Genomic DNA, 25977 nt, shown 5'->3' with positions numbered 1-25977 from the left:
GCTCGGGAGCCATCAGCTGCCGGGCGACCCCGTGTCGAGCCGGCGCAGGTAGCGCCGGCACTGATGCACCCGCGCGAAGCGCTCCCGCCACTTCACCGGGTCCTCGTCGGGACCGTGGTAGAACGCCTTCACCGGTGCCCCCAGGCCGAACGGCCCCGCCCCGGTATGCCCCGTCGCCGTCCCCGGCGCCGGGACCTTCGTTCGTGGATCGGCCTCGGCGTCCGCGTAGACGTGCAGGTACGTCTGGTCGAGCCTGAACCCCTGCGCCTCGTACCAGCCGCAGGCCTCGGGGTCCTGGCGGGTCCAGGCGTCCAGCCACCGGACGCCGCCCGGACGGTGACCCAGCTCGGCGACGGCAGTGCCGAGGAGAGCCCCCGCGATCCCCGCACGCTGGTGGTCGGGGTGCACCGCGACGGTGTCGATCGTGGCGACCGGCTCACCGGACTCCTCCCACAGCTCGACGTCCAGGATGCCGACGACCTGCTCCGCGCCCGGGGTGGTCACGCCCTCGGGGCGCGGCAGCACCGCGACCAGTTGCAGCGCGTCACCCGCGAAGGTGGTCCGGGCGGCCCGGACGTCGTCGAAGTACGACGAGCCGAGGAAGGAGAGCACCCGGCAGCGCAGCCACGAGGGTTCGTCCAGGTCGGCGTAGTCGCGGATCGTGAAGCCCATGGTGGGCGAGGCTAGGCAGCCCCGGGTCTGCGAGCAACCGGTTTGCCGCGGACCGTCGGGTTCGTCGCGGACCGTCGGGATCAGCGGCAGTCGCTGCAGGTGCCGACGATCTCCAGGGTGTGGGCGACCTCGGAGAAACCGTGCTCGGCGGCGACCGCGTCCGTCCAGCGCTCGACGGTGGGACCCTCGATCTCCACCGTCCGGCCGCAGGAGCGGCATACCAGGTGGTGGTGGTGCCCGGTGGAGCACTTCCGGTAGACGGACTCACCGTCGCCGGTACGGAGCACGTCCACGTCACCGGAGTCGGCCAGCGTGGACAGCGTCCGGTAGACGGTGGCCAGACCCACCTTGGCGCCGGAGTCGCGCAGGGAGGCGTGCAGCTCCTGGGCACTGGTGAAGTCCTCGGTCGCGCCCAGCGCCTCGATCACCGCAGACTGCTGACGGGTCGGCCGTCGGGTGGTGCTCATCAGCGGCTCGCCTCCTCCGGGTGGACCTGATGGCCCTCCAGCCTAGGGGCGGTGGGGTGGTCGTGCGGCACGCCCCCCTCGGCGTGCTCGTCGTAGTGCCCTTCGTGCGCCGCGTGCCGGTGCCCGTCGTGCAGATAGTCGACGTGGTCACCGTGCGGGACCGTCTCGTGCCCGCACCCGCTGCCGTGCTCGTGCAGGTGCCGTTCGGCGCGACGGTGCCGGGCCGCCGCGACCACCCGGGTCAGCCACCCGGCCAGCGTGGCCAGGACGAAGACCCCGATCGCGAGCAGCACGATGGTGCCGCCGGAGGCGGTGTCCGCGTAGTAGGAGGTCGCCACACCCCCGACGGAGGACAGCACCCCCAGCCCCACCGCCCACCACAGGGCGCTGCGGAAGCTCACCGCCACCTGCTGGGCGGCGGCGTTCGGGATGATCATCAGCGCGCTGATGAGCAGCAGCCCGATGACGCGCATGGCCACCACCACGGTGACCGCGGTGAGGATGGCCAGCACGATGTTCAGGGCGAGCACCGGCAGGCCGGAGGCGCGCGCGTACTCCTCGTCCCCGGCCACCGCGAACAGCCGCTGCCGCAGCACCAGGACGACACCGACGATGACCGCCGAGAGCACGCTGAAGACGATGACGTCGGCACGGGTGGTGGTGGTGATGGCGCCGAACAGGTAGCCGGTGAGGTTGCCGGTCTGGGCCCCGTCCACCTTGTTGATGATGACGACCCCGGCGGCGATCCCGCCGTAGAACATCAGCGCCAGGGCCACGTCCCCGGAGGTGCGTCCCCGGGCGCGGACCAGCTCGATGGTGACCCCGGCGGCGGCCGCCGCCAGCAGGGCGGTCCACACCGGGCTGCTCTGGGTCACCACCCCGATGGCCACCCCGGCCAGCGCCACGTGGCCGAGGCCGTCGCCGATCAGCGACAACCGGCGCTGCACCAGGAAGATCCCGACCATCGGCGCGGCCAGGCCCACGACGAAGGCGGCCAGCAGCGCGTTGCGCATGAACTCCAGCGACAGCATCTCGCTCACCGTGCCTCCCTGCCCGCCGAGAGCGCGTGCTCGCCCAGGTGGTCGGCATACCCCTGCGGCGTGCCGTCGAAGGTGAGGTGGCCGGTGTCGATCTCGACGATCCGGTCGACCACCCCGCGCAGCGCGGCCAGCTCGTGGGTGACGACGAGCATCGTGGTGCCGCTGGTCCCCAGCCGGCGCAGCACCTCCGCGAGCACGTGCTGGCTGGCGTGGTCCACCCCGGCGGTCGGCTCGTCCATCACCAGCACGTCGGGGGCGTGGACCAGGGCCCGGGCGATCAGCACGCGCCGCTGCTGGCCGCCGGAGAGGGTCTCGACATCGAAGCGGGCCCGGTCCGCGAGCCCGACCTGCTCCAGGGCCTCGTGCACCGCGGCGCGGTCCGCGCGCCGGGCGGGGCGCCACCACGGGCGGCTGGCGAGCAGGCCGGTGGCGACCACCTCGGTCACCGTGGCCCCCACCCCGCCGGTGAGGGTATGCCGCTGCGGCACGTACCCCGTCCGGGTCCGGTCGCGCAGCCGGGCCAGCGGGGTGCCCAGCACCTCGACCTCGCCGGACAGGTGCTCGGAGAGGCCGAGCAGACCTTTGACCAGCGTCGTCTTGCCGGAGCCGTTAGGACCGAGCAGGGCCACGACCTCACCGGGGTGGACCGTGAGGTCGACACCGGAGAGGACGGGGCGGCCCTGGTAGCCGAAGGCGGCCCGGTGCAGCCGGACGGCGGGGGCGCCGGTGGGGGCGGTGCTCACGAACAGCCGAGGCCGTCACGCAGCGAGTCGAGGTTGGCGCGCATGACCTCAAGGTAGTCCTCACCGGCCGAGGCGTCGGTCAGGCCCTCGAGCGGGTCCAGGGTGAGCACGGTGGTGCCGGTCTCCCGGGCGATGGTGCTGGCGATGGCGTCGGTGAGGATGGGCTCGGCGTAGACGGTGCTCACCCCGAGCTCCTCGACCTGCGAGCTGACCTCGGCCAGCCGGGCGGGGGAGGGCTCGGACTCCGGGGAGATGCCGGTGATGCCCATCTGGTGCAGGTCGTAGCGGGCGGCCAGGTAGCCGAACGCCTCGTGGGTGGTGACCAGGTCCCGGCTCTCGCAGGTGGCGAGGCCGGTGCTGAGCTCCTCGTCGAGCGCGCCCAGCTCCGCGACCACGTCGGCGGCGTTGGCCGTGTAGTCCTCGGCGTGCTCGGGGTCCAGCTCGCCGAGCCGTTCCGCGATCACCTCGCCGACCTGGCCGTAGCGCACCGGGTCGAGCCAGAAGTGGGGGTCCTCGGGGCCGTGGTCGTGCTCGGCGTGCTCCTCCTCGCTCTCGCCCTCGTGCCCCTCCTCCTCCGCCGTCAGCAGGTCGGCACTCGGGGCGACGTCCAGCGAGGAGTCCTGCGCCTGGGAGGAGACGGCGTCGTCGACGGCGGCCTGCATGCCGGCGGAGTAGACCACCAGGTCGGCGCTGCCGACGGAGCCCACAGCCTGCGGGGTGAGCTCGAGGTCGTGCGGGTCGGCGCCCGGGCTGGTCAGCATGGTCACCTCGGCGTGCTCCCCGGCGACCTGCTCGGTCAGCCACTGGAGCGGGTAGAAGCTGGCGATCACCTGCAGACCGGCGTCCCCGCCGTCGGCACCACCGGCGGTGTCGTCGCCGTTCCCTGCGTCATCGCCGCACGCCCCGAGGACGAGGAGCAGGGGCAGCGGCAGGAGCAGGCGGCGGACGGTCATACCCACCAGTGTCGTACTGAATGAGAATCATTGTCAAAACGCGCATGCCGGGTGGCTGAGATCCCACGGTCCCGCTCATGGCCCATCGCTTCGTCGAGAGCCCCGTGGCTACGGCGGTGGGGGAGTCGAGGAAGCGCGGGGCAGCCGAGGAAGCGCGGGGCCCTCCCGCCTCCATGTGGTGACCATCAGCCGGGGTTGTCCACAGATCTGCGCCGTGCCGTCCAGCGCGGCGCCGGCACCGTCAGGCTGGCACCCATGACCGCAGGCCCCGACCTCCAGACGCTGCCGACCTACCTGAGCACCCACCACGGTGCGCTCAGTGCGGTGGGCGCCCGGCTGGACCTGGGGCTGGCCGCGGACGACCTCGCGCGCCTGACGCGGGCGGGGGTGCTCGTCCGGGTCTGCCGTGGCGGGTATGCCGACGCCCGCTCGATGGAGGGAGCCACCCTGGAGGCGGTGCACGAGCTGCGGCTGCGGGCCGTCCTGGCCGCCCACCCCCGGTATGCCGCCAGCCACCTGAGCGCCGCGGTGCTCTTCGGGCTGCCGCTGCTCGCCGCCGACCTGGGGCAGGTCCACGTGGTCCGGCGCTCCGGGCGGGGGCACGGGCGGCGGCGGTCGGCATACACGGTCCACGAGGGGCACCCGGAGGAGTTCGGGAGCCTGCGCGGAGCCGCCACCGTCGGGCCGGTCGACGCGGTGCTGGGAGCGCTGTCGATCGGCAGCGACCTGTCGGCCCAGGCGGTGGCCGACGCCGCCCTGCGGGTCGGGCTGGCCACCCGTGAGCTGCTTCTGGAGCGGGCGGCAGGGTGGGGGCCACGGGCCCGGCACGCCGTGGAGCAGGCGGACCCGGGGGCGGAGTCGCTCGGGGAGAGCGGGCTGCGGCTCGTGCTGCGGCTGCTGGGGTACGAGGTGCGGACTCAGGTGGAGTTCCGGGACGCGGACGGGCTGGTGGGGCGGGTCGACGCCTACCTGCCGGAGCTCGGGGTGGTGCTGGAGTTCGACGGGGCGGTGAAGTATGCCGGTGCCGACGGTCGGGAGGCGCTGGTCCGGGAGAAGCGCAGGGAGGACCGGCTGCGAGCGCTGGGCCTCGCCGTGGTGCGGATCGTCTGGGCCGACCTGCGTGATCCGGAGCGCATCCGCCGCAAGGTCGAGCCGGCGGCCAGGACCGTCCGGCCGCTGGCGGACCGCTGACGAGTGGTCAGCCTCGGGGGACGAGCTGGACGACGGTCACGGCCAGGAAGAGCAGCAGCACCGCCACCCGCATGAGCCGCTCGACGCCGGTGAGCCGCGGCCAGGAGAGGTAGAGCAGCCAGGCCACGAAGAACATCGCGACGCCCACCAGGACCCAGCCGACGGTCCCGCCGATGAAGCCCCCGCCCAGGATCAGCACGAGCAGCAGCAGGAAGGGAAGCCACACCGGGAGCCGGGCCAGCAGCTCCAGCACGGGCAGGCTGGCCTGCTCGATCCGGCGGCGCAGCGCACCCGGGCCCGCCTCCGGGCCGGGCTGCGGGCCACGGTCCTGGTGCGGATCGTCGGTGCGATCGGGCTCGGCGGTGCTCACCGGCACAGCCTAAACCGGGTGGGTCCGGCATACCCCACCCCGCTTAGACTCGTCCCCATGGCTCCCACCTCCACCGTCGATACCGTCGTGTCCCTGTGCAAGCGTCGTGGCTTCGTCTTCCCGTGCGGGGAGATCTACGGAGGCACCCGCTCCGCCTGGGACTACGGCCCGCTCGGGGTGGCGCTGAAGGAGAACATCAAGCGTCAGTGGTGGCGGTCGATGGTGCAGACCCGCGGCGACGTGGTCGGCCTCGACTCCTCGATCATCCTGCCCCGGCAGACCTGGGTGGCCTCCGGTCACGTCGGCGAGTTCTCCGACCCGCTGACCGAGTGCCAGTCCTGCCACAAGCGCTTCCGGGTGGACCACATGCAGGAGGCGGTGGCCGAGAAGGCCGCGAAGAAGGGCAGGACCGGTGACGCGGTGGACCCGGACCAGATCTCCCTCGACGACATCACCTGCCCCAACTGCGGCAACAAGGCCTGGACCGCACCCCGCGAGTTCAACATGATGCTCAAGACCTACCTCGGGGTGATCGAGGACGAGTCCGGGCTGCACTACCTGCGCCCGGAGACGGCCCAGGGCATCTTCACCAACTTCTCCAACGTGCTGGGCACCTCCCGCAAGAAGCCGCCGTTCGGGATCGCCCAGACCGGCAAGAGCTTCCGCAACGAGATCACCCCCGGCAACTTCATCTTCCGCACCCGCGAGTTCGAGCAGATGGAGATGGAGTTCTTCGTCAAGCCCGGCGAGGACGAGGAGTGGCACCAGTACTGGATCGACGAGCGCACCCGCTGGTACACCGACCTGGGCATCGACCCGGAGAACCTGCGCCACTACGAGCACCCGGCCGAGAAGCTCTCGCACTACTCCAAGCGCACCGTCGACATCGAATACCGATTCAACTTCGCCGGCAGCGAGTGGGGGGAGCTCGAGGGGGTGGCCAACCGCACCGACTTCGACCTGACCACGCACAGCAAGCACTCCGGGTCGGACCTGTCCTACTACGACCAGGCCAGCGGCGAGCGCTACACGCCCTACGTCATCGAGCCGGCGGCCGGCCTGTCGCGCTCGCTCATGACCTTCCTGGTGGACGCGTATGCCGAGGACGAGGCGCCGAACACCAAGGGCGGTGTGGACAAGCGGGTGGTGCTGCGCCTCGACCCGCGGCTCGCGCCGGTCAAGGTGGCCGTGCTGCCGCTGTCCCGGAACGCCGACCTGACGCCCAAGGCCCAGGACCTCGCCGCCACGCTGCGGCAGCACTGGATGGTGGACGTCGACGACGCGGGCGCGATCGGCAAGCGCTACCGGCGTCAGGACGAGATCGGCACGCCCTACTGCGTCACCGTGGACTTCGACACCCTCGACGACCACGCCGTCACCATCCGGGACCGCGACACCATGGGCCAGGAGCGCGTCTCCCTTGACCAGGTCGAGGGCTACCTGGCTCAGCGGCTGATCGGCTGCTGATCAGCCGCTGGTGATCAGGCCGATGCCGATGGCCAGCATCACCACGGCGATCAGCGCGTCGAGGACCTGCCAGGAGCGGGGCCGGGTGAAGAACCCGGCGAGCCGCCGCGAGCCGAACCCGAGCACGCTGAACCAGAGTGCGCTGGCGCTCACCAGCCCGGCGTAGTACCACCAACGCCCCTCGCTGCCGTGGCTGTTGGCGATCGAGCCCAGCACGATGATGTCCAGGTAGAGGTGCGGGTTGAGCCAGGTCAGTGCGGCCATCGTGGTGAGCGACCTGCGCAGGCTGATGGTCGGTGTCACCCCCGCGGTCAGGGCCGCCCCGGGGCGCAGCGCCCGCCAGCCCACGTGCAGCCCGTAGCCGATGACGAACAGGCCGCCACCCCAGCGGGCGACGTCCAGGAAGGGTGGCCAGGCCGAGATCGCCGCCCCGACCCCGAGCACGGCACCGCCGATCAGCACGATGTCGGAGAGCGCGCAGAAGGCCACCAGGGCGCCCACGTGCTGACGGCGCAGGCCCTGGCGCAGCAGGTAGGCGTTCTGCGCCCCGACCGCGGCGATCAGCGCTACCCCGGTCAGCAGGCCGGTCGGGACCAGCATCCACATCGTCATGGCCTCCACGCTAGGCGGCGGGAGGGCGCATTCTGGCATCAAGAGCCATGAAGGATTCTGCAGAACCTTTAGCATGTCTTCACATGGACCTGGACCCGACGGCGTTGCAGACCCTGGTGACCGTGGTGCAGGAGGGCACCTTCGACCGGGCGGCCTCCCGGCTGCACGTCACCCCTTCGGCGGTGTCCCAACGCATCCGGGCCCTGGAGCAGAGCGTCGGCCGGGTCGTGGTCAGCCGCTCGAAACCGGTGGTCGCGACACCGGCGGGCGAGGTGCTGCTCCGGCTGGCCGGGCACTGGGACCTGCTGCGCGGGGACGCCCTGGCCGAGCTCGTGCCGGAGGCGCGGGAGGCGGCATACCCGCGGGTGGCGGTGGTGGTGAACGCGGACTCGCTGGCGACCTGGATCCTGCCGGCGCTGGCCCGGGCGCAGGAGGAACTGCGGGTCACCCTGGACGTCATCCGGGAGGACGAGGAGTATGCCTCCGACCGGGTCCGCTCCGGGGTCGCCCTCGCGGCGGTGACCGCCGACCCCCGTCCGGTCGCCGGGTGCCGGATCACCGGGCTGGGGTCGATGCGCTACCTGGCCGCCTGCACCCCCGCGTTCCACCGACGCTGGTTCGCCGACGGGCTGCGGGCCACCGCCCTGGACGCGGCGCCGGTGGTCCGCTTCGACCACAAGGACACGATGCAGCACCGGGTCGCGCGACGCTGGGTGCGCCGGGACGTGGACCCGCCGGCACACGTCATCGGCTCCAGCCGCGAGTTCGCCGAGGCGGTGGCTCTGGGGATGGGCTGGGGCCTGATCCCGGTGGACTGGGCGCAGCCCTGGGTCGAGGACGGCACGCTGGTGCCGCTGGGGCCCCGGGCCCAGCACGAGGTGCCGCTGCACTGGCTCAGCTCCCGGCTGCCCTCGCGCACCCTGGACGTGCTCACCCGGTGCGTGACGGAGGAGGCGCACGCGGCCCTGCGGTGATGGGACACTGGAGGGGCCATGACCATCACCGCCCTGCGTCTCATCGGCTGAGGCGGCCGGGCCCAAGATCCGCCGAGCTGGGGGCAACCTGAAGGACCCGCGGGAGCGTCTGTCCGGCATGAGCGTCCAGATCGACGAGGAGTTTGCCGGGTTCGTGCGGGCGCGCCAGCACCAGCTGGTGCGCGCCGCACGGCTCTACTGCGGCGACTTCCACGCGGCCGAGGATCTCGTCCAGGACGCCCTGATCAAGCTGGCCTCCCGCTGGGAGTCGGTGCGTGAGGGCTCGCCTGATGCCTACGTCCGGCGGATCCTCTACCGCGACACGGTCTCCCGGTGGCGCAAGTGGGGTCGAGAGGTCCCGTATGCGGCCGCGCCGGGCGAGCGCGACAGGTGGGACGAGGATGCTGCGCCGGCCGAGGTGGACGACTGGGTCGAGGGCGCGGACGTGCGGGCGGCCCTGGCGCAGCTCCCACCCCGCCAGCGGGCCGTCGTCGTGCTGCGCTACTTCGAGGACCTCTCCGAGCTGGAGATCGCCGAAGCCCTGGGATGCGCGCCCGGGACGGTCAAGAGCCAGGCCAGCAAGGCCCTGCGAAACCTGAGAGAGCTGCTGCCCGCGGTCATGCGGGACGCGACGAGCCGAGGAGGCGCGTGATGGACGATGGCTTCAGGAGGGCGCTGGACCGCGCCGCCGGGGACCGACCCGACTACGACCTGACCGACGAGGTCTGGGCCCAGGGGCGCGTCGTACGACGTCACCGGCAGACCGTTCAGACGGTGGGTGGGCTGGCCGCGGCCGCTGTGCTCGTGGGGGCGTTCTGGGTCGGCGGCGGGCTGCTGGGTGACCGCGAGGCGCTGCCAGGGCCGGCCGAGACGCCGGCCGACGACCCGGCCGCCACCACCGTCGCGGTCGAGACCACCGCGCCGGAGGAGACGGCCTCCGAGGAGTCCACCCCCGAGGAGGAGACGAGCGCCGAGGAGGAGCCGGAGCCGGACGAGCCCACGGCCGCCGGGCCCGTGGACCCGTGCACCACGGCACATCCCGACCCCGTCCTGCTCGCCGACGGACTCCCCGAGGCCTCCTCCGCCTCGGCGGAGGAAGTGCTGAGGCTGGCGGCGGAGTGCGACCTGGACGGCCTCGCTGCGCTGGCCGAACAGGACCAGACCTTCCTCTCCTTCGGGGCGGTCGGCCCCGAGGAAGCTTTCTCCGCCGACGGGGGCGCCGAGCGGGCAGCGGCGATCACCGCCCTGCTGACCTCCTTCGAGCCGGAGCAGGACATCCCGGACGCGCCCTACGCCTGGCCCGGGACGATCGAGACCTCCCAGGACTGGGCGCTGCTGGTGGACACTGGGCTCTACACCCAGGAGCAGGTGGACCTGATGAGCAGCTCGGAGACGGGCTACACCGGGTGGCGCGTCGGCGTCGACGCCGACGGGCAGTGGTCCTTCATGGTCGCCGGCGACTGAGCCGCACGGCCCCACCACCGCTGTGCCCCGGCGGACGCGCCCTGCGGTGATGGGACACTGGAGGGGCCATGACCATCACCGCCCCTGCCCTGCCGCCCCTGCAGATCGGCCGCCACACGATCGGTTCGCCCGTCGTGCTGGCACCCATGGCCGGCATCACCAACCGCGCCTTCCGCCAGCTGTGCCGTGAGTACGGTCAGCAGGGGCTGGCCGCGGCCAGCTCCGAGCCCGGGGGAGAGGACTGCCTCTACGTCAGCGAGATGATCACCTCGCGGGCCCTGGTCGAGCGCACCCCGATCTCGATGAAGCTCATCGAGCACGGGCCCGACGAGACGCCCCGCTCGATCCAGCTCTACGGCGTGGACCCGGCCACCGTGGGCGCCGCGGTGCGGATGCTGGTCAGCGAGGACCGGGCCGACCACATCGACCTCAACTTCGGCTGCCCGGTGCCCAAGGTCACCCGCCGCGGCGGCGGCGCCGCGCTGCCGTGGAAGAGCGATCTCTTCCGGGGCATCGTGCGGGCCGCCGTGCGCGAGGCCGCGCCCGCCGACATCCCGGTCACGGTCAAGATGCGGGTCGGGATCGACGCCGACCACGAGACCTTCCTGGAGGCCGGTCGGACCGCCGAGCAGGAGGGGGTGAGCGCGGTGGCGCTGCACGCCCGCACCGCGGCCCAGGCCTACTCCGGCGAGGCGGACTGGACCCGGATCGCCCAGCTCAAGGAGGCCGTGACCTCGATCCCGGTGCTGGGCAACGGTGACATCTGGTCGGCCGACGACGCCCTGCGGATGGTCCGGGAGACCGGCTGCGACGGGGTGGTCGTGGGCCGCGGCTGCCTGGGCCGGCCCTGGCTCTTCACCGACCTGGCGGCCGCCTTCGCCGGGTCACGGGTCCGGGTGGAACCGACCCTGCGGGAGGTATGCGCGGTGCTGCGCCGGCACGCCGAGCTGCTGGTCGCCTTCCACGACGATGAGGCGAAGGGCTGCCGGGACATCCGCAAGCACATCGCCTGGTACACCAAGGGCTTCCGTGTCGGCGGGCAGCTGCGCCACCAGCTGGGCATGGTGCACACCCTGGCCGACCTGGACCGGCTCATCGACACCCTGGAGCTGGACCAGCCCTGGCCGGGGGAGGCCGCCGAGGGTCAGCGTGGGCGGGCCGGCTCGGCCCGGGTGGTGGCGCTGCCGGACCGGTGGCTGGACTCCCCGGAGCTCGACCAGCGTCAGCGTGACGAGGTCGCCCAGGCCGAGCTCTCGGTCAGTGGCGGCTGAGCCTGCGGGATCGCCGGGCCGCTCCTAGGCTGGAGACATGGCATCACTAGACGGAAAGACAGTCGCCTTCCTGCTCACCGACGGTTTCGAGGACAGCGAGCTGACCAGCCCCTGGAACACCGTGGTGGAGGCGGGAGGCACCGCACACCTGCTGGCCCCCTCCGAGGGGACGGTGACCGGCAAGAACGGGCACACCCAGGACGTGGACGTGGTCGTCGGCGACGCCGACCCCGCCTCCTACGACGCCCTGGTGCTGCCCGGGGGCACCGGCAACGCGGACGCCCTCCGGCTGGACGAGGACGCCGTCGCCTTCACCCGGCACTTCGGCGCGCAGACCAAGCCGGTCTCGGTCATCTGCCATGGCGCCTGGATCCTCACCGACGCCGACGTCCTCGGCGGACGACGGATGACCTCCTTCCCCTCGCTGCGCACCGACCTGCGCAACGCCGGCGCCACCTGGGTCGACGAGGAGGTCGTGGTGGACCAGTGGCTGGTCTCCAGCCGCACCCCGGACGACCTGCCCGCGTTCAACCGCGAGATGGTCGCCGCCATCCAGGGCTGAGACCTCCCCGCACGCTCCTCACCGATCCCCGGTGGCCACCGGCCGCCGGGGATCGGTGATCCAGTCGCTCCACGAGCCGGCGTACAGGGCGGGCCGCGGGCCCACCCCGCGCGCCTCCAGCACCAGCGCCGCGTGCGCCGCCTGCACCCCGGAACCGCAGTAGAGCGCGCTCACCCTGTCCGTGTGCCCCCCGGCCCCGGTCAGCGCCTGCACCAACTGCTCGGCGTCCACGAAGGTGCCGTCCTGGGTCAGCAACGAGAGCGCGGGCAGGCTCAGCGCACCGGGGACGTGCCCGGCCACGGGGTCCACGGTCTCGTTCTCTCCCCGGAACCGGTCGGCCGGCCGCGCGTCCAGGACCTGCCCCCCGTCGGCCAGATGGGCCTGCAGGCCGTCGGCGTCCAGCAGCTCACGCCCACCCGGCACCAGGGTCACGTCGCCGGGGGCGGACTCCCGCGTGGGCATACCCTCCTGCACCGGGAGCCCGGCCGCCTGCCAGCCGGCGAGCCCACCGTCCAGCACGGCCCCCTGCTCGATCCCGTAGTACGCGGCCACCCACCAGGCGCGGGCCGCCCCGAGACTGGTCCCGGCGTCGTAGAAGACCACCGGCCGGTCGCCGCGCACCCCGGCCGCCCGCAGCCCGGTCTGCACCCGGTCCGCGGAGGGCATCGGGTGCCGCCCGCCGGCGCCGTCGGGGGACACCGGGTCCGAGAGCACCGTCTCCAGGTCCAGGAAGGCAGCACCGGGCAGGTGCGCCTGCAGGTAGCCCGCCCGGTTGGCCTCGGACCCCGCCCCCAGCGACCAGCGCACGTCCACCAGCACCGGCCGCCCCGGCACCGGGCCGACCAGCATCCCCTGCAGCTCGGTGGCGGTGAGGAGCGGGCCGACGGTGCGCTCGGACTCGGGCTGGAGAGGTCCCATGCCGCCGACCCTAGCGCTCACCCCGGACAGCGGCGGGTGGCTCGTGGCACAGTGTTTCCATGTGCCGGAACATCCGCCCGTTGAACAACTTCGACCCGCCGGCGACCCGGCCCGAGGTGCAGGCCGCCGCCCTGCAGTACGTGCGCAAGGTAGGCGGGGCGAGCAAGCCCTCCCAGGCCAACGAGGAGGCCTACGCGCGCGCCGTGGCGGCGGTGGCACATGCCACCCAGGAGCTGCTCGACGCACTGGTGACCACGGCGCCGCCCAAGGACCGCGAGGTGGAGGCGGCCAAGGCCCGGGCTCGCTCCGCCCAGCGCTACGCCACCCCCTGATGGGACACCATCCGTCCCTGGCGCCGGGCGCGCTGCCGGTGACCCGGGCGGTCCGGGTGCGTCACGCCGCGAACTGGATCAACCTGTCCACCCCGCTGGGGCTGGGCATCGCCAGGCTGGGCGGGGCCCGGGTACGGCGCGGACCCGCGCTCAGCCTGCTGGCCGACCGCTACCGGTGGTCCTTCCCGGCGGCCGCCGCGTTCACCGTCGGCGACGTGGTCATCACCCGGCACGACCTGGACCTGCTGGCGGCGCGCCGACCGACCCTGCTCCGGCACGAGCTGGTGCACAGCACCCAGTGGGCGGTCAGCCTCGGGCTGCCCTTCCTGCCGCTCTACCTGGCCTCCATGGGCTGGTCCTGGCTGCGGACGGGTGACCGGGCCGCCGGTAGCGTCTTCGAACGGCACGCCGGTCTCGCGGACGGCGGGTATGCCGACGTCCCGCCCCGCCCGCTGGGTCCGGTGCTGCGCGGTGCGGCAGCCCGGATCACCGGGGTCGGTCGCGCGGCGACGGGCTCAGCCCGGGACGACCTCGTCGCCGACCCGCAGCGTCCCTGAGCCGAGCGGCACCAGGCGGGTGCCGAACCAGGTCTTGCCGTCCCAGGCGCGGTGCCGGGCCAGGGTGGCGATCGGCTCCTTGCCCTTGGCCAGGGTGTCCGGGTCGATGGTGGTCATCACGCAGCGGTCGCACGGCTCGCAGGTCCGGAACTCCACGTCGCCGAGGCGCACCGTGGCCCAGTCGTCCTCGGCGAAAGGCAGCTGCCCGTCGACGACCACGTTCGGTCGGAAGCGCACCATCGACAGCTGCGGCTCGGGCCCGACCCACTCCTGCAGCCGGGCCAGGGACGTGCGGGAGGTCAGCAGCAACGGGCCGGCGTCGGCGAGGGAGAGCACGTCACCCTCCTGCCCGCCGTGCGCGCCGGAGACCCGGCGCACGCCGGGGTCCTCCTGCCAGACCAGGCGCACCGGGGTGCCCAGCACGTCGCTCAGCCACTGGCTGACGTCCGCGTCGGCCGGGGCGGCGAAGCCCTGTCGGGAGTGGCTGACGGGGACCGGCCCGAGACCCAGCGGGGTCTCGACAAGGATGCTGCTGCCGTCGCTCCCCGCGTGGATCCGGATCGTGTCCTCGTCCAGCTGCTCCGCACGCAGCCCGAGCAGCGCCGGCAGCTCCCGGGCGGTCACCTTCTCGCCGGCCGGGTCCACCAGGCCCCAACGACGGTCGCCGGCCAACCCCCAGGGTTCCACCTCGGCCTCGTCGACCGGGAGGCCGCCGAGCGACTTGACGGGATAGATCCGCAGGTCGGTGATCACCATGGGGTCATCCTCGCAGGCGGGCACGGCATACCCTCGTCGTGTGAGCAGCCTGCCCAGCGTCGCCGAGGAGAGCTACGACGCCGCCGACCGTGAGCGGTGGGTGTCCGAGGACCCGGCGCAGAAGCGCTCGGACCGGCACGACTTCGCCCGGGACCGGGCCAGGGTGCTGCACTCGGCGGCCCTGCGCCGGCTGGCGGCGACCACCCAGGTGGTGGCTCCGACCAGCGACGACTTCGTCCGCAACAGGTTGACGCACTCGCTGGAGGTGGCCCAGATCGGGCGCGAGTTCGGCGCCGCCCTGGGCTGTGACGCGGACGTCGTGGACACCGCGTGCCTGGCGCACGACATCGGGCACCCGCCGTTCGGGCACAGCGGGGAGGCCGTGCTGGACGGCCTGTGCGCCGACATCGGCGGGTTCGAGGGCAACGCGCAGACGCTGCGGGTGCTGACCCGGCTGGAGGCCAAGCGCTCCCACCCGGACGGGCGCTCCGCCGGGCTCAACCTCACCCGCGCCAGCCTGGACGCGGCGACAAAGTACCCGTGGCCGCGCGGCGGTGGCCCCGACGGACCGTCCGCCCGCAAGTTCGGGGTGTATGCCGAGGACCTGGACGCCTTCGCGTGGGTCCGCCGGCACGCTCCCGAGCGGGAGCCGCACCGCCGCTGCCTGGAGGCCCAGGTGATGGACTGGTCCGACGACGTGGCCTACTGCGTGCACGACGTCGAGGACGCGATCGCCTCCGGACGGGTCGACCCGCGGGCGTTGCGGGACCCGCAGGTCCAGCAGGCGGTGGCCGTCCTGGCCCAGGACTGGTACGCCGCCGACCTGGAGGTGGAGCAGCTGGCCGTCGCGCTGCGCGAGGTGCTGCAGACCGGGTGGGTGCCCACCGAGCACCACGGGACGCGCGCCGACCTGGCCGAGCTCAAGGACATGACCTCCCGGCTGATCGGGCACTTCGTGCATACCGTCGAGCTCGCCACCCGGCGCCGCCACGGGCCCGGTCCGCTGACCCGGTACGCCGCCGACCTGGTGGTGCCGGACCGGGTGCGGGCCCAGGCGGCCGTGCTCAAGGCGGTCGCCGCGCACTTCGTCATGCTCAGCGAGGAACGGCGGGTCACGATGGCTCGGGAACGGGAGGTCATCATCGCCCTGGTGGAGCACTACCGGCAGGACCCGCGACGGCTGGACGCGGTGCACGCCGAGGCGGCGGACGCCGCCGAGGCCGACGGGGACGACGTCGCCCGGGCCCGGGTGGTGGTCGACCAGGTGGCCAGTCTGTCCGACGCCCGTGCCCTGGCCGTCTTCGGCGGGCTGGGGGCGCTCTGATGGCGGGCGTGCTGGACGGCCTGGACCGCCCGGTGGTGGGCGCCCCGATGGCCGGCGGGGTCTCCACCCCGCTGCTGGTCGCGGCGGTCAGCGACGCGGGTGGCCTGGGCATGCTGGGCTCCGGGTACCAGACGCCGGAGCAGCTGGCCGCCGACCTGGTGCACGTCGCCGACCTCACCGACCGCCCGTTCGGGGTGAACCTCTTCGTCCCGAACCCCCCGGACCGTCAGGCGCTCGAGGCCGAGGTGGACGCCTTCGCGGCCCGCCTCGTCCCGGACGCCGAGTCGCTGGGCACCCGCCCGGGCCTGGTGTCCTGGGGGGACACCGACCACTTCGCCGACAAGGCGCTGCTGGTGCAGACCTTCGCGCCGGCGGTGGTGTCCTGCACCTTCGGGATCCCCCCGGCCGAGGTCGTGGAGCGGTGGAAGGCGGCCGGGAGCGAGGTGCACGTCACCGTCACCTCGCTCGCCGAGGCCCGCGCCGCCGAGCAGGCGGGCGCTGACGCGCTGGTGCTGCAGGGGCAGGAGGCCGGTGGGCACCGGGGCACCCACGACCCGGCCACCGAGCCGGAGGCGATCGACCACCTGGGCCTGCTGGAGGTCGTCGCCCCGACCACCTCGCTGTCCTTGGTCGTGGCCGGCGGCATCACCGTGCCCGGGGACGTGCGCCGCGCGCTCGCCTCCGGTGCCGCCGCCGTGCAGGTGGGCACCGCGCTGCTGCTGGCCACCGAGTCGGGCGCCTCGCCGACCTACCGGCGCGCCCTGCGCGACCCCCGGCTCGACCACCGCGTCGCCACCCGAGCCTTCTCCGGGCGGGTGGCGGGGGCGCTCGCCAACGACTGGACCCGCCGGTATGCCGACGCCCCCGCTGCCTTCCCGGTGGTCGACCAGCTCACCAGGCCGCTGCGGCGGGCTGCGGCCGAACGCGGGGACGCGGACCGGACCCACCTCTGGGCCGGGGTGGGGTGGCGGGCCGCGCAGGACCGGGCCGCCGCGCAGATCGTGGCGGAGCTCGCGGGGTGAACGGGGGCGGGCTCGGGGCCTGGCTGCCGGACGGGGTCGAGCTGGGGGAGCCCGTGGACCTGGGCGGCTCCGGCCGTTCACAGGTGCAGCGCCGGCCGGTGCTCGCCGGCCCGCCCGGGTGGGGCGCCTCGGTGGTGGTCAAACGGTTCCTGCCGCAGCCGGTGGGCTCGCGCGCCGCGATGGGCTGGGGGCGGGAGGTCACCGGCCTGGCGCACCTGCCCGCGGCGGCCCGGCTGCTGGCCGCGGACGAGGACGCGCAGAGCCTGGTGATGGAGGATGTGGGGGAGCACCCGACCCTGGCCGACGCCCTGCTGGGGGGCGACCCCGCAGCCGCGTGGCGGCATACCCTCGGTTGGGCGGCGACCCTCGGGTCGGCGGTGGTGGCCGACCCCCGGGTGCTCGAGCGGGCACGGCGCGGGCTGGGCGCCGGGGTGCTGGCCCAGGACCGGGACGTGCGCCGCGAGTACCCGCGTGCGGGGCTGGCCCGGCTCGCCGAGGTGGCGGGCGTCCGCGGCGCGGGGGCCGCCACCGCGCAGGCCCTGGACCTGGTCGACTGGCTCGAGTCCGACACCTCCCGGCAGGTGCTCGGTCCCGGGGACGCGTGTCCGGACAACGCGGTGCTCGCCCCTGACGGGGTGCGCCTGGTGGACCTGGAAAGAACCGGGGTGCGGCACGTCGCCTACGAGGCCGCCTACGCCGCGGAGCCGTTCAGCACCTGCTGGTGCGTGTTCACGCCGCCCGCCGGGCTGACGACCGCGATGCTGGACGCCTTCACCGGAGCCTGCGCGGTGCCGGGGCTGCGCGAGGACCCGGACTGGCCGCGGCAGGTGCGTGCCGCGGTCGTGCTGTGGGTGCTCTCCGGTGGCCTGTGGCTGATGGACGGCGCGGTGGGGGACCGGGTGATGGCGCCCTCGGGACGCACCGGGCCGCCGTTCCGGGCCCTGCTGCTGGCGCGGTGGCGGTGGGTGGTGCGCGAGTGCGGCGAGGAGCTGCCCGACATCGCGTACGCCTGCGAGGAGGCCATCGGCTGGGCGCTGCGCAGCTGGCGGGACAGCCCGCTGGAGCTGCCCGGGTACCCTGCCTTCGCAGGACCGACCGGCGACGGAGCGAGGACGTGATGACCGCGCAGCGCGAGCACGGGAGTACCCGACGCATTCGCAGCACCCGACGCAACGGGGCACTCGCCCGGGGTGGCGCGGTGGCGGCTCTGCTGGCGCTCGCCGGGTGCGTCGACGCCGGGACGGGGGACGGGGCCGACCCGGCCGGGGACGTGCAGCTCCCGGCGGACAGCGTCACCTTCGCCTTCACCCCCGGGGGGACGTTCGACGCGGAAGAGCTGACCACCGGGTCGTTGCGGGTGGCGGACCCGGCGGCCCTGGGCGGCACCGTCTGGGAGCTGCAGGACGTGTGGATGAGCGAGCGGGAGCTGGCGGAGGTGACCGGCTCGTCGGCCGGGACCACCCTCTCCTTCACCGACGCGCAGGGCCAGGGCTGGGGCCTGGACGTGGAGGGGTGCGGGGGTGTCTGGGCGCAGGACGCCCTGGCCCTGGACGCGGAGGGGACGTTCTCGGGACCGGAGGTCTCGACCACCGACATCGGCTGCCCGGGGGATGTGCAGGCGATGGAGGACTTCTGGATGTGGGTGCTGCCCGGCGGCGGGGCGCTGCACGTGCTGGACGGGCCGGAGGTGCTGCTGCTCTCGGTCCCCGAGGGCAGGCTCGTGCCCCGCTGAGCGGCTCAGTCCTCCGCGTCCGGCACGGTATGCCCGGCCGCCTCGTCGCGCTCGGCCCACTCCAGCAGCGGCGCGAGGTCGAAGACGGCGTCGTCGATGCCGGTGTGCACGTCGCCGAGCTCGGCATACCTGGCCGGCATGGTGAGCACGGTGTGCTCGCCCGGGTCGCAGTCGGCGACCTCGTCCCAGCGCAGCGGTGCCGACACCCGGGCGTCGGGGGTGGCGCGTACCGAGTAGGCGGCGGCGATCGTGTGGTCGCGCGCGTTCTGGTTGAAGTCGACGAAGACCTGGCGCGGGTCCCGGTCCTTGCGCCACCAGGTCGTGGTCGCCTCGTCGGTGCGTCGTCCGACCTCCCGGGCGAAGGCCAGGGCGGCCCGGCGGACGTCGGTGAAGCCGTGCTCGGGTGCGATCCGGACGTAGACGTGCAGCCCCTTCGAGCCGGTCGTCTTGGGCCAGCCCACGGCGCCCAGCTCATCGAGCACCTCGTGGGCGACACCGGCGACCCGGCGCACGGCGGCGAAGTCGCAGTCGTCGCCGGGGTCGAGGTCGATCCGCCACTCGTCCGGCTGCTCGACGTGGCCGCGGCGGCTGTTCCACGGGTGGAACTCCACGCAGCTCATCTGCACCGACCAGATGACCTGCGCCAGCTCCGTCACGCACAGCTCGTCGGCGGTCCGGTTCCAGCGGGGGAAGGTGACGTGCACCGTCTCCATCCAGTCCGGGGCGCCCCGGGGCAGCCGCTTCTGGTGCACCCGTTCGCCGGCGAGCCCGTCCGGGAAGCGGTGCATCATGCACGGGCGCTCCCGTAGCGCGCTGACGATCCCGTCCCCGACGGACAGGTAGTAGCGGGCCAGGTCGAACTTGGTCAGCCCGAGCTCGGGGAAGTACACCCGGTCGGGGTTGGACAGGCGCACGGTCCGGCCGCCGACCTCGATCTCGGTGGCAGGGCTGGTCGCCTTCGGCATGAGCTCAGGCTACGGGTTCGGGGTATGCCCCGTGCTTGTCCTGCGGCTCCAGCGCACCCTCGGGCGCGTCGCCGTCCTTCGGGGCCCGGACGCCGAGCGCGAGCAGCAGCACCCCGACCGCGATCCCGGTGCCGACCAGCATGCCGGTGGCCACACCCCCGGCGGTGGCGGAGGTCTCGGCGACGCCCTCGTCCATCAGCTGCAGCGCACGCGTCTCCATCACGGTGACCACCAGGGCGGTGCCGGCGGCGGCGGCCACCTGCTGGCCGGTGCCGAGCAGCGCGCTGCCGTGGCTGTAGAGCTTCTGCGGCAGCGCGCCGAGACCGGCGGTGAAGCAGGGGGTGAACAGCAGGGCGAGGGACAGGCTGATCCCGACGTGCAGGGCGACCAGCACGAACCAGGGGGCGTCCTGCACGAGCAGCGCCATCCCGGACATGCTGGCCACCAGCCCGACACCGCCGGGGATGACCAGCGGCCGCGGGCCGACCTTGTCGTACCACCGGCCCACGGTGGGGCCGAGCAGGCCCATCGCGAGCCCGCCGGGCATCAGCATCAGGCCGGAGGCGAGGGTGCCGAAGCCGCGCACCTCCTGGAAGACCAGGGGCAGCAGCAGCATGGCGCCGATGAGCGCCATGAAGGCCAGGCACATCAGGGCGAAGGGCACCAGGTAGCGGGTCACCTTCAGGGTGCGCAGGTCGAGGAAGACCGAGCCGTCCTCGCGCCGCTGCAGCACCAGCTGGCGCCAGACGAAGAGCGCCAGCGAGGCGATGCCGACACCGAGGGCCCAGCCGGGGCCGACCGGACCGGCGGCGCCCTCACCGAAGGCGCTGAGGCCGTAGACGAGGCCACCGAAGCCGAGCGCGGTGAGCAGGGCGCTGAGCACGTCCAGGCGGGCGCTGCGACCAGGCTCGGCACCGCGCAGCAGGCGGCCTCCGGCGACCAGCATCAGCACCGCGATGGGGAGCACCAGCCCGAAGATCCAGCGCCAGGACCCGAGCTCGAGGATGAGCCCGGAGACCGGCGGGCCCATCGCCGGCGCGACTGAGATCGCGAGCGTCAGGTTGCCCATCACCCGGCCGCGTCGCTCCTTGGGCACCAGCGTCATGATCGTGGTCATCAGCAGCGGCATCATCACCGCGGTGCCGCTCGCCTGCACCACGCGGCCGAGCAGCAGCACCTCGAAGGTGGGGGCGATGGTGGCGATCGCGGTGCCGGTGAGGAAGACGCTCATCGCGAGCAGGAAGGCGGCTCGCAGGCTGAGGCGCTGCAGCAGCCAGCCCGTCATCGGGATGACGATGGCCATCGTGAGCATGAAGCCGGTGGTGAGCCACTGCCCGGTGCTGGCGGTGATGTCGAAGGCGTCCATCAACGGCGGCAGCGCGTTGAGCATCAACGTCTCGTTGAGGATCACCACGAAGGCCGCCGCCGTCAGGACGCGCAGCACCAGCCGCACCCGGGCCTCGTCGACGGCGGGGATCGGCGGCGCCTGGGGCGGGGCGGCAGCGGACACGGAGGGCTCCTCGAGGGTCACGGGGTACGCACGGCTGGTGGTACTGACAACAATGGGGCCGGATGGTCATCGATGACCTCGACGGCGGTTCCAGCGTACGTCCGTCCGGGAACATTCCCGCGGAGCTGGGGACGAGGTGGAGATCACGTCGGCGCCCCGACCTAGACTCGTGGTCAGGCCCGGGCCGGACACCAGCCGCCCGGCCGACGGTGTGGCCGAGGAGGAGGTGCGTGTGCCGCGGATCAAGAACGAGGACGTCCAGGCGGTCAAGGAGCGCGCCTCCATCGAGGAGGTGGTCCGCGACCACGTGACCCTGCGCGGGGCCGGAGTCGGCGCGATGAAGGGCCTGTGTCCGTTCCACGACGAGAAGACGCCGTCCTTCCAGATCCGACCGGCGCTGGGGACATACCACTGCTTCGGCTGCGGTGAGGGTGGCGACGTCATCTCCTTCCTGCAGGAGATCGACCACCTGACCTTCAGCGAGGCGGTCGAGCGGCTCGCCGACAAGCTCGGGATCACGCTCCGCTACGAGGAGACCCGACCGGGGGAGCGCGGTCGCGGTGAGCAGGCCCCGGTCGGTCAGCGGACCCGGCTGATGGAGGCGCACCGGGTGGCCGAAGAGTTCTACCACGAGGCGCTGCTGGCCTCGGCCGAGGGCCGCAAGGGCCGCGACTTCCTGCGGGACAAGGGTTTCACCGGGGCGCACGCCGGCACCTTCATGGTCGGGTATGCCCCCCGTGAGGGGACCGCCCTCGTCTCGCACCTGCGGGGTCGGGGTTTCACCGAGGAGGAGCTGCTGCTGGGCGGCCTGGCGAACCGGCGGGGCCGGGGGCTCTCGGACCGGTTCCAGGGGCGGGTGCTGTGGCCGATCAGGGCGATCACCGGGGACACCGTCGGCTTCGGGGCGCGGCGGCTCTACGACGACGACTGGAGCCCGGCGAAGTACCTCAACACCTCCGAGACCCCGATCTACAAGAAGACCGGGGTGCTCTACGGGCTGGACCTGGCGAAGAGGGCCATCTCGACCGAGCGGACCGCGGTCGTCGTCGAGGGCTACACCGACGTGATGGCGGCGCACCTGTCCGGGGTGCCGACCGCGGTGGCCACCTGCGGCACCGCCTTCGGCAGCGACCACATCTCGATCCTGCGCCGGATGCTGCGGGACGAGGCGGGGCGGGCCCCGGCCCGGGTGATCTTCACCTTCGACGGTGACGCGGCAGGGCAGAAGGCGGCGATGAAGGCCTTCGAGCAGGACCAGCGCTGGGCCGCCCAGTCCTACGTCGCGGTCGCCGCCGACGGGCAGGACCCCAACGACCTGTGGCTGGCCGGGGAGGGAGATGACGACGAGCAGCGGGGTGCCGGTGTGCGCGAGCTCGTCGCCGGCGCGACCCCGCTGTTCGAGTTCGCGCTGCGGACCACGCTGGCCCCCTACGACCTGGGGGAGGCGGCCCAACGGGTGCAGGCCATGCGCGCGGTGGCCCCGATCCTCGCGCAGATCAAGGACGCCACCCTGCGCCCCGAGGTGACCCGCGACGTCGCCGGCTGGATGGGCATCGACCCCTCCTCGCTGACCACCGAGGTGCACCGCGCCCAGCAGCGGCCGGCCGCGCCCGAGCGGCGGCCCGCCTCCCCGGAGGAGGGCCGGGGGGAGGCGCAGGGCCCGCCGGAACGGCCCGCGCTGCCCCCGCCCGACCTGCGGGACCCGGTGCAGATGGCCGAGCGTCACCTGGTCCAGGTGGCGTTGCAGTACCCGTTGGCGATCGTCGCCGAGGACATGGAGGAGCTGGCCCCCGAGGCGTTGCGGGCCCCGATGCACCAGGCGATCTGGCACGCCCTGCGAGAGGCCGGGGGGATCACCGGGGCGGCCCAGGTCAGCGCCCGCGGCTGGGTGGAGGCGGTGCTGGGGCGGACACCCCCGCCCGTCCACCCGCTGGTGCACGAGCTGGCGGTCTCGATGCTCCCGGACCGGTTGGACCCGGACACGGGCATGCCCCGGGAGGCCTTCGTGGACTGGCTCGTGCTCCGCGTCCGCCAGGCTGGCATCGACCAGGAGATCGCCGACCTGCGGGGACAGCTGTCCCGGGCGCCGGAGAGCAGCCCGGACAAGCGGAGACTGGACGAGCGGCTCATGGAGCTGCATCGCGAGAGGGCCCGGTTGCGGGCCAGGATGGACTGATCATGCGTCTGTGGCCGAAGCGAACCATCGGAGAGCTCCCTCCACCGGAGGGCTCGCCCGCCGACCTCCCGCCGGGCGCGCTGCCCGAGCTCGACCGGGGTGAGCGCGTCCTGGTCACCGCCCAGGAGGACGCGCACGGGCACTGGCTGGTGCTCACCAACCACCGGCTGCTGGAGCGCACCGAGCAGGGGGAGATGGTGCTGGACCGGCCGTGGCACGAGGTGGACGCCGGTGCCTGGGACCCTGACCTGTGGGCGCTGTCGGTGACCTTCGTCGACCTCCTCGGTGGCCGCCAGTGGGTGCTGCAGCGACGTACCGGCCCGGGCTCGGTCCCCGAGGTCTTCCGGGAACGGACCAGCGCCACGGTCGTGCTGACCCGGGCGGTGGACCTGGGGCCACGCCGCAAGGCACGGGTCTCCATCCGGACGGTGCTCTCGACCCGCGAGCTGACCGAGCAGGTGCTCTTCGGGCGGGGCGCCGACGAGGACGACCCCGAGCTGGCGCACGGCGTGCTGGAGGCCCGTGCCGACCTCCGCGACCAGGTCGGTATGCCCCCCGCCCCGTCGTAGCCGGACACGATTTCGGTGCTCAGGGCGCCGTTTGCTATCGTCCTTGCTTGCACAGTCCCCTGTAGCTCAATTGGCAGAGCAGCCGGCTGTTAACCGGCAGGTTACTGGTTCGAGTCCAGTCGGGGGAGCAGGTCCACAGACCTCTGGCCAGCGAAAGCGCTGGCCAGAGGTCTCTCTCTTGGGGTGGATGTGGGGAGCGGCTGGGAACTCGATGGCGTCACGCGGGTGTGAGCACCCGATGAGGGATCCATCCCTCGCGACCATCCGTGTTCCGACACCATGCCCAGCCGCTCTCAGGGTCGTCCAGGACGACGTCGACGTGCTCTCCCGACGATGCGGGAAGTTCCGTCGTGTCGTATCCGACACGGACAGTGCCCACCGAGCCCTCGATGTCGATGTGCCGAGTGGGTACCCACCCCGTCCCCCACGACGCCGTGACGAAGACGAAAGCCGGCCATTCCCTGTCCCTCTCACCGACCTGGACGACATCGCCAGGCACGAGGACCAGCGGGGCACGCGTCGGAATCTCATGATCAGCGGCCAGCACGCATCGCACCTTGCCGGTCCTCCTGCCTGCAGCTGCATCAACCATATCGACGTCAACCTCCTCATGACCGGCCTGACGTCCGGTGTCGCCCGCGCGGAGGAAGTCGTGGACCTCGGTCAAGAACCGGTCCCGCGCTTCCAGCTGCGCCCAGTGGCCGCAGTCGGGGACCAGCACGAGTCGGGCATTCGGCATGAGTTCGCTGGCCCGGCGAGAGCCCTGGGGGTCGACCAGCGGGTCGTCCGTGCCGTGGAAGAAGAGCGCGGGCACGCTGACCCGGTGCACCTCGGGCAGGAGGTTGTTGCGCATCGACCACGGCCCGAGCGACGCCTGGTTGTAGCGGCCATAGGCCAGCCCGGCGCGGGGACGCTTGGCCTCCTGGACGAACTCGTCCAGGACGTCCGGAGGCAAGCTGTCCGGGTCCTTGACCACCCCCTTGATGGCCGCCTCGACGTAGCGGCTCGCCAGCCCGGTGAGGGGGATCAGCAACACGTCGGGTAGCTGGGCGGCCGACCACGCCAAGAACTGCGCGACCCGGTTGCGGAACACCGGGACCAGGCCGCCCGGGGCGATGAGCACCAGGGCCTCGACCAGCTGAGGGTGGCGGATGGCCAGGTTCAGCGCGACGTCCCCTCCCATGGATACGCCCATCACGACGGCAGGGGAGAGGCTCAGCTCATGGGCGGCACGGGCGACGAAGTCGGCGAGCTGGGGTGCTCCGCCGACCGGTTCGATGCCGGTCGTACGGCCGAAGCCGGGCAGGTCGATGGCGACCACCTCGCGCTCCGGGCCAAGAGCGCCGAAGACCTCGTACCAAGAGATGGCCGAGTTATCCGTGCCACCACCGTGGATCAGCAGCACGGGCGAGGGAACGGCACGCCCGTCAGGATGGCCCATCGAGGAGCGGAGGACCCGCACCCGCCCGCCATCGAGATCGAGGAAGGTCTCGGTGCTCCCCGGTGGGATGAGGCTCACGAGGGCGCCGCCTCTGGGCTGGTCCGCTGCCCCCGTGGGGCCGTCGGGGCCACCGTCACGGGAGCACGCCGGTCTGCCTGGTCGATGATTCTCTGCGCGAACGTGCTGAACGCGATCTTGCCCGGTGTGGTGTCAGCGACGTCGCTGTCGAGGGAGCGTGCGACGAGGTCACCCATGCCGACGATGAGCTCGTCGACGTCATCATGGGGTGCGCTCACAGCCAGACCGATCGACCACAGGCTCAGGATCCGGTGAAGGGTGGCGGGGTCGACGTCGCCGCGGATCATTCCGACCCGGTGCAGCTCGGCCACGAAGTCCGCTCCGACCAGCTCACGCGCCGGATACCGGCTACCGGAACGACGCCTGACCAGCCGCGCCACCACACGTGACTCGCCGTGCACGGAGTCGTAGAAAGCGGTCAGGACGGGACTGGCGCGGACAGCCTTCAGCGAGTGAAGGTACAGCCGGGACAGCAGGCCCCCCCGGGGGTCCTCCTCGACGGACGTGCGCATCGAACGGACAGCGTTGGCGAACTCACGGTCGAGGACCCCATCAAGCAACTCGTCCTTGCCGGGGAAGCGCAGATACAGGACGCCCTTGGCGACGCCTGCAGCCTTGGCGATCTCGGCTGTGGTCACGTGATCGAAGCCGTGCCGAGCGACCAGCTCGGCGGCGGCATCAAGGATGTGGTCGGTACTGACGCTGGGACGTGGCACAAGACCTCCGTATGACTAGATGACCGTAAGAGTACATCGAGTCATCTTGATCTATGTTCGGCGGCGGTGCAGCGTCGGTCGTGAGCCACACGAGT

Annotated in this window: 28 protein-coding genes and 1 tRNA gene; 16 read left to right on the top strand and 13 right to left on the bottom strand. The window is 72.9% G+C overall.

The genetic code is table 11. The annotated features are described in order from the left end of the window. Positions 1–12: 12 nt before the first annotated feature. The 5 genes from ACI3EY_RS09550 to ACI3EY_RS09530 all read right to left on the bottom strand — a co-directional run bounded on the left by ACI3EY_RS09550 (position 13) and on the right by ACI3EY_RS09530 (position 3875). Positions 13–672, bottom strand: coding sequence for a GNAT family N-acetyltransferase (locus tag ACI3EY_RS09550; RefSeq protein WP_405040262.1), 660 nt, complete (start codon positions 670–672; stop codon positions 13–15). Positions 673–752: 80 nt separating this feature from the next. Then, complete coding sequence (locus ACI3EY_RS09545; RefSeq protein ID WP_405037584.1) at positions 753–1139, bottom strand: Fur family transcriptional regulator; 387 nt, start codon at positions 1137–1139, stop codon at positions 753–755. Next, positions 1139–2179, bottom strand: coding sequence for a metal ABC transporter permease (locus ACI3EY_RS09540; RefSeq protein ID WP_405037585.1), 1041 nt, complete (start codon positions 2177–2179; stop codon positions 1139–1141). Before ACI3EY_RS09540 ends, ACI3EY_RS09545 begins: the two co-directional genes overlap by 1 nt. Then, positions 2176–2922, bottom strand: a complete 747-nt coding sequence (locus ACI3EY_RS09535; protein ID WP_405040261.1) for a metal ABC transporter ATP-binding protein — start codon at positions 2920–2922, stop codon at positions 2176–2178. Before ACI3EY_RS09535 ends, ACI3EY_RS09540 begins: the two co-directional genes overlap by 4 nt. After that, positions 2919–3875 (bottom strand): metal ABC transporter substrate-binding protein, encoded by a 957-nt coding sequence (locus ACI3EY_RS09530; protein WP_405040260.1) that lies wholly within the window; start codon positions 3873–3875, stop codon positions 2919–2921. Before ACI3EY_RS09530 ends, ACI3EY_RS09535 begins: the two co-directional genes overlap by 4 nt. Before the next feature lie 255 nt (positions 3876–4130). Here ACI3EY_RS09530 and ACI3EY_RS09525 point away from each other — a divergent pair, with 255 nt between their 5' ends. After that, positions 4131–5066 carry a hypothetical protein gene (locus tag ACI3EY_RS09525; protein ID WP_405040259.1) on the top strand — a complete coding sequence of 312 codons (936 nt, stop codon included), beginning with the start codon at positions 4131–4133 and terminating at the stop codon, positions 5064–5066. Positions 5067–5073: 7 nt separating this feature from the next. Here the strand turns inward: ACI3EY_RS09525 and ACI3EY_RS09520 are convergent, their stop codons facing one another. Further along, positions 5074–5436, bottom strand: a complete 363-nt coding sequence (locus ACI3EY_RS09520) for a DUF6703 family protein (RefSeq protein ID WP_405037589.1) — start codon at positions 5434–5436, stop codon at positions 5074–5076. 57 nt (positions 5437–5493) lie between these two features. Here ACI3EY_RS09520 and ACI3EY_RS09515 point away from each other — a divergent pair, with 57 nt between their 5' ends. After that, positions 5494–6903: a glycine--tRNA ligase gene (locus ACI3EY_RS09515; RefSeq protein ID WP_405040258.1), complete on the top strand. Its 1410-nt coding sequence runs from the start codon at positions 5494–5496 to the stop codon at positions 6901–6903. Here the strand turns inward: ACI3EY_RS09515 and ACI3EY_RS09510 are convergent, their stop codons facing one another. Continuing rightward, entirely contained in the window at positions 6904–7515 is a 612-nt protein-coding gene (locus tag ACI3EY_RS09510) for a LysE/ArgO family amino acid transporter (RefSeq protein ID WP_405037591.1), read from the bottom strand. Between the two features lie 83 nt (positions 7516–7598). On the opposite strand from ACI3EY_RS09510, the gene ACI3EY_RS09505 reads away from it, so the two are divergent. From ACI3EY_RS09505 to ACI3EY_RS09485, 5 genes are all read left to right on the top strand, one after another. Further along, the gene (locus tag ACI3EY_RS09505) at positions 7599–8489 is read left to right on the top strand and encodes a LysR family transcriptional regulator ArgP (protein ID WP_405037592.1); all 891 of its coding nucleotides are present in this window, start codon (positions 7599–7601) and stop codon (positions 8487–8489) included. Between the two features lie 118 nt (positions 8490–8607). Continuing rightward, the gene (locus tag ACI3EY_RS09500) at positions 8608–9141 is read left to right on the top strand and encodes a SigE family RNA polymerase sigma factor (RefSeq protein WP_405040257.1); all 534 of its coding nucleotides are present in this window, start codon (positions 8608–8610) and stop codon (positions 9139–9141) included. Beyond that, positions 9141–9953: a hypothetical protein gene (locus tag ACI3EY_RS09495; protein ID WP_405040256.1), complete on the top strand. Its 813-nt coding sequence runs from the start codon at positions 9141–9143 to the stop codon at positions 9951–9953. The genes ACI3EY_RS09500 and ACI3EY_RS09495 overlap by 1 nt, the downstream gene beginning before the upstream one ends. A 68-nt stretch (positions 9954–10021) precedes the next feature. Beyond that, positions 10022–11224 (top strand): tRNA dihydrouridine synthase DusB, encoded by a 1203-nt coding sequence (gene dusB / locus ACI3EY_RS09490; RefSeq protein WP_405040255.1) that lies wholly within the window; start codon positions 10022–10024, stop codon positions 11222–11224. Positions 11225–11261: 37 nt separating this feature from the next. Continuing rightward, positions 11262–11786 carry a type 1 glutamine amidotransferase domain-containing protein gene (locus tag ACI3EY_RS09485; protein WP_405037596.1) on the top strand — a complete coding sequence of 175 codons (525 nt, stop codon included), beginning with the start codon at positions 11262–11264 and terminating at the stop codon, positions 11784–11786. An 18-nt stretch (positions 11787–11804) separates the two neighbouring features. Here the strand turns inward: ACI3EY_RS09485 and ACI3EY_RS09480 are convergent, their stop codons facing one another. Next, on the bottom strand, positions 11805–12704 hold the full coding sequence (locus ACI3EY_RS09480) for a sulfurtransferase (protein ID WP_405040254.1): 900 nt from the start codon (positions 12702–12704) through the stop codon (positions 11805–11807). Positions 12705–12763: 59 nt separating this feature from the next. Between ACI3EY_RS09480 and ACI3EY_RS09475 the strand changes: the two genes are divergently transcribed. Both ACI3EY_RS09475 and ACI3EY_RS09470 read left to right on the top strand, forming a co-directional pair. After that, the gene (locus ACI3EY_RS09475; RefSeq protein WP_405040253.1) at positions 12764–13036 is read left to right on the top strand and encodes a DUF2277 domain-containing protein; all 273 of its coding nucleotides are present in this window, start codon (positions 12764–12766) and stop codon (positions 13034–13036) included. Further along, positions 13036–13593 carry a hypothetical protein gene (locus tag ACI3EY_RS09470; protein WP_405040252.1) on the top strand — a complete coding sequence of 186 codons (558 nt, stop codon included), beginning with the start codon at positions 13036–13038 and terminating at the stop codon, positions 13591–13593. The genes ACI3EY_RS09475 and ACI3EY_RS09470 overlap by 1 nt, the downstream gene beginning before the upstream one ends. Here ACI3EY_RS09470 and ACI3EY_RS09465 read toward each other — a convergent pair. Beyond that, entirely contained in the window at positions 13552–14349 is a 798-nt protein-coding gene (locus ACI3EY_RS09465; protein WP_405037600.1) for an MOSC domain-containing protein, read from the bottom strand. The genes ACI3EY_RS09470 and ACI3EY_RS09465 overlap by 42 nt on opposite strands. A 40-nt stretch (positions 14350–14389) precedes the next feature. On the opposite strand from ACI3EY_RS09465, the gene ACI3EY_RS09460 reads away from it, so the two are divergent. The 4 genes from ACI3EY_RS09460 to ACI3EY_RS09445 are packed head-to-tail and all read left to right on the top strand — an operon-like array spanning position 14390 to position 18427. Next, positions 14390–15673 carry a deoxyguanosinetriphosphate triphosphohydrolase gene (locus ACI3EY_RS09460; RefSeq protein WP_405040251.1) on the top strand — a complete coding sequence of 428 codons (1284 nt, stop codon included), beginning with the start codon at positions 14390–14392 and terminating at the stop codon, positions 15671–15673. Further along, entirely contained in the window at positions 15673–16695 is a 1023-nt protein-coding gene (locus ACI3EY_RS09455; RefSeq protein WP_405040250.1) for an NAD(P)H-dependent flavin oxidoreductase, read from the top strand. The genes ACI3EY_RS09460 and ACI3EY_RS09455 overlap by 1 nt, the downstream gene beginning before the upstream one ends. Beyond that, a complete protein-coding gene (locus ACI3EY_RS09450) occupies positions 16692–17813 on the top strand; it encodes a hypothetical protein (protein WP_405040249.1) in 1122 nt (373 codons plus the stop codon). Before ACI3EY_RS09455 ends, ACI3EY_RS09450 begins: the two co-directional genes overlap by 4 nt. Then, positions 17813–18427 carry a hypothetical protein gene (locus ACI3EY_RS09445; RefSeq protein WP_405040248.1) on the top strand — a complete coding sequence of 205 codons (615 nt, stop codon included), beginning with the start codon at positions 17813–17815 and terminating at the stop codon, positions 18425–18427. The genes ACI3EY_RS09450 and ACI3EY_RS09445 overlap by 1 nt, the downstream gene beginning before the upstream one ends. A 5-nt stretch (positions 18428–18432) precedes the next feature. Here ACI3EY_RS09445 and ligD read toward each other — a convergent pair whose 3' ends face one another. Beyond that, positions 18433–19392 (bottom strand): non-homologous end-joining DNA ligase, encoded by a 960-nt coding sequence (ligD, locus tag ACI3EY_RS09440; protein WP_405037605.1) that lies wholly within the window; start codon positions 19390–19392, stop codon positions 18433–18435. Between the two features lie 4 nt (positions 19393–19396). After that, complete coding sequence (locus ACI3EY_RS09435) at positions 19397–20902, bottom strand: DHA2 family efflux MFS transporter permease subunit (RefSeq protein WP_405040247.1); 1506 nt, start codon at positions 20900–20902, stop codon at positions 19397–19399. 232 nt (positions 20903–21134) lie between these two features. On the opposite strand from ACI3EY_RS09435, the gene dnaG reads away from it, so the two are divergent. The 3 genes from dnaG (at position 21135) to ACI3EY_RS09420 (ending at position 23775) form a co-directional block, all read left to right on the top strand. Continuing rightward, positions 21135–23078 (top strand): DNA primase, encoded by a 1944-nt coding sequence (gene dnaG / locus ACI3EY_RS09430; RefSeq protein WP_405040246.1) that lies wholly within the window; start codon positions 21135–21137, stop codon positions 23076–23078. A gap of 2 nt (positions 23079–23080) precedes the next feature. Further along, complete coding sequence (locus tag ACI3EY_RS09425) at positions 23081–23647, top strand: hypothetical protein (protein WP_405040245.1); 567 nt, start codon at positions 23081–23083, stop codon at positions 23645–23647. Between the two features lie 55 nt (positions 23648–23702). After that, a tRNA-Asn gene (locus tag ACI3EY_RS09420) sits at positions 23703–23775 on the top strand. Positions 23776–23864: 89 nt separating this feature from the next. On the opposite strand, the gene ACI3EY_RS09415 is transcribed toward ACI3EY_RS09420, so the two are convergent. Together ACI3EY_RS09415 and ACI3EY_RS09410 are read right to left on the bottom strand one after the other, a co-directional pair. After that, entirely contained in the window at positions 23865–25166 is a 1302-nt protein-coding gene (locus tag ACI3EY_RS09415; protein WP_405040244.1) for an alpha/beta fold hydrolase, read from the bottom strand. Next, a complete protein-coding gene (locus tag ACI3EY_RS09410) occupies positions 25163–25882 on the bottom strand; it encodes a TetR/AcrR family transcriptional regulator (RefSeq protein WP_405040243.1) in 720 nt (239 codons plus the stop codon). The genes ACI3EY_RS09415 and ACI3EY_RS09410 overlap by 4 nt, the downstream gene beginning before the upstream one ends. Positions 25883–25977 lie beyond the last annotated feature (95 nt).

Origin of the sequence: Serinicoccus shuyuelongi (genome assembly GCF_045032955.1) — a bacterium.
Classification (GTDB): domain Bacteria; phylum Actinomycetota; class Actinomycetes; order Actinomycetales; family Dermatophilaceae; genus Ornithinicoccus.
This window is presented reverse-complemented; position numbering and strand designations above follow the sequence as displayed.